The organism is Kocuria sp. (assembly GCF_030536815.1).
GTDB lineage: Bacteria > Actinomycetota > Actinomycetes > Actinomycetales > Micrococcaceae > Kocuria > Kocuria gwangalliensis.
Window position 1 is genome coordinate 4843 of the sequence record NZ_JAUNPE010000112.1, and the last position, 2219, is coordinate 7061.

General features: G+C 67.7%; 2 protein-coding genes and 1 pseudogene. All 3 read right to left on the reverse strand.

Translation table 11 applies throughout. The features are described from left to right. Positions 1–98 precede the first annotated feature (98 nt). Positions 99–776, reverse strand: a complete 678-nt coding sequence (locus Q4E95_RS09825; protein ID WP_303383138.1) for an ABC transporter permease — start codon at positions 774–776, stop codon at positions 99–101. Continuing rightward, entirely contained in the window at positions 773–1555 is a 783-nt protein-coding gene (locus Q4E95_RS09830) for an ABC transporter permease (RefSeq protein WP_303383139.1), read from the reverse strand. Before Q4E95_RS09830 ends, Q4E95_RS09825 begins: the two co-directional genes overlap by 4 nt. Further along, positions 1552–2219 (reverse strand): annotated as a pseudogene (locus Q4E95_RS09835) (ABC transporter ATP-binding protein); the annotation flags it as partial. The pseudogene Q4E95_RS09835 and the gene Q4E95_RS09830, both read right to left, overlap by 4 nt.

Genomic DNA, 2219 nt, shown 5'->3' on the forward strand with positions numbered 1-2219 from the left:
GTCGAGCGGATCGGAACCACCGCCGCACGCGGTGAGCACCAGCGCCAGTGCGAAGAGCCCGGCCAGCCACGCGCCCGCGCGCCGGAAAAGGGAAATGTTCATGAGCGTTCTCCTGCCAATCTGAGCCCCGGCGAGGTCACCAGGCGTTGAATCAGAGCCAAAATCCCATCCGCGGCGAGCGCGAGCACCGCCACGAGCACCACGGAGGCCAGCATGCGTGAGTAGTCGCGCACGGCCAGCCCGTCAATCAAGTATCGACCCAGGCCACCCAGGTTGATGTAGGCCACAATGGTCACGGTGGCGAGCACCTGCAGCGCCGCGTTACGGATACCGCCCAGGATCACGGGCAGTGCCACGGGGATCTCCACGCGGGTGAGCGTCTGCCGTTCGGTCATCCCCATGGCACGGGCGCCGTCCACGAGCGCGGGCGATACCGAGGCCACACCCGAATACGTACCGGACAGGATGGGTGGGATCGCCAGCAGCACGAGCGCCAAAATGGGCGGCAGGAGACCCAGCCCCATGAGCAGGGTGAACAGGGTCAGCAGGCCCAGCGTGGGCAGTGATCGCAGCGCGCCGGTAATGCCGACCACCACACCGCTGCCGCGCCCGGTGTGCCCCACCCACAGACCCAGCGGCACGGCGATGATCAATGCGATCGCCATGGTGAGGGCGGTGTAGCCCAGGTGCTCGAGCATGCGTTGCGGGATGCCGGTGGTGCCGGTCCAGTTCATGGGATCGGTGAGAAATGCCAGGGCCTGATCGATCAGGTTCATGCCTTCGCACCTCCGGATTCGACGGCGGCGATGGAACGGGCGTGCTGGGAGTCATCGTCCCGAGTCTCGTTGTCGTGGCCCGTGAGGGAGCGTTTGCCGGTGCCGGCGCCGCGCCCCTTGCGACCCCCGTTTCCGGTGCTGACCTGACCGGCACGGCGCCACCGCGTCAACACATGGCCGATCAGGCGCAGCAGTTGGTCCAACACCACTGCCAGGATCACGGTGGCCACAATGCCCACCAGGATCTCGGACATGATGGAGCGCCGCAGGCCGTCCGTGAACAGCGTGCCCAGGGACTGGATACCGATCACGGCACCCACGGAGACCATGGAAATATTGGAGACCGTGGCCACGCGCAACCCCGCGATCATCACGGGCACCGCCAATGGGAGTTCCACACCGAAGAATCGGCGCACCGGTTTGTACCCCATGGCGGTTGCGGCCTGCAGGATGTCCTTGTCCACGGCCTCGAACGCGTCCACGCACGAGCGCACCAAAATGGCGATCACGTACAGGGTCAGCGCCACGATCACGTTGATCAGCGAGGTCATTTGCGTGCCCAGAATCAGGGGCAGCACCACGAACAGCGTGAGCGAAGGGATCGTGTACAGCAGCGACGATCCGGTCACGAACAGCGGCCGCAACCACTTGCTGCCGGCGGCCAGCCGGGCCAGGGGAACCGAGATCAGCAGTCCCACGACCACGGGAATCACCGATTGCAGCAGGTGGGTGCCCGTGAGTTCGAAGACCGTGGACCAGTTGTTCGACAGCCAGTTCACGGCCGCTCCCGCCGGTCGGAGCGCTCGTTGCGTTGCTCCTCGATGGCGCGCATGATTTCGTCGCCGCGCAGGATTCCGGCCACGGAGCCATCCTCATGAACGGCCACGGCCTGCCCGGACGGCGAGGACAGCGCCGCATCCAGGGCGGTACGCAGCGAATCGCCGGCGCGCCACAGGGTGCCACCCACGCGCAGTTGCTCGCGCGGGGCCGGGTTGCCGGCACCGTCCACGGGCAGCCAGCCCAGCGGCGCGTTGCGTTCGTTGACCAGCAGGATCCAGCCCTCCGACGACGCCGCTCCCGCGCCGATCCCGGCGCCCGCGTGCATGGCGTCGTGGGCGCCGTCGTCAGTAACGCCGGTGGCGCCGTCGGCCTGCCAGGCAGCGGTGGCACCGCGAGCGGAGTCGACCCGCGAGCGCTGCCCGGTGTCCGCGTTGAACACCGTGACGGGGTGAACCGCCACCGGGGCGCGGTCGAAGGTCAGGGACCGGAAGCCACGGTCGCGGCCGATGAAATCCGCCACGAAGTCGTTGGCGGGCGCGCGCAGCAGTTCTTCCGGGGTGGCGTACTGGGCCAGTTTGCCGCCGCGGGCGAACACGGCCACGCGGTTGCCCAGGGTGATGGCCTCGTCGATGTCGTGGGTGACGAACACAATGGTGCGGTGCA

What these genes read in the sequence shown, in the direction of transcription:
- Q4E95_RS09825 (WP_303383138.1), bottom strand. Translation starts at nt 776, where the DNA reads ATGAACCTGATCGATCAGGCCCTGGCATTTCTCACCGATCCCATGAAC.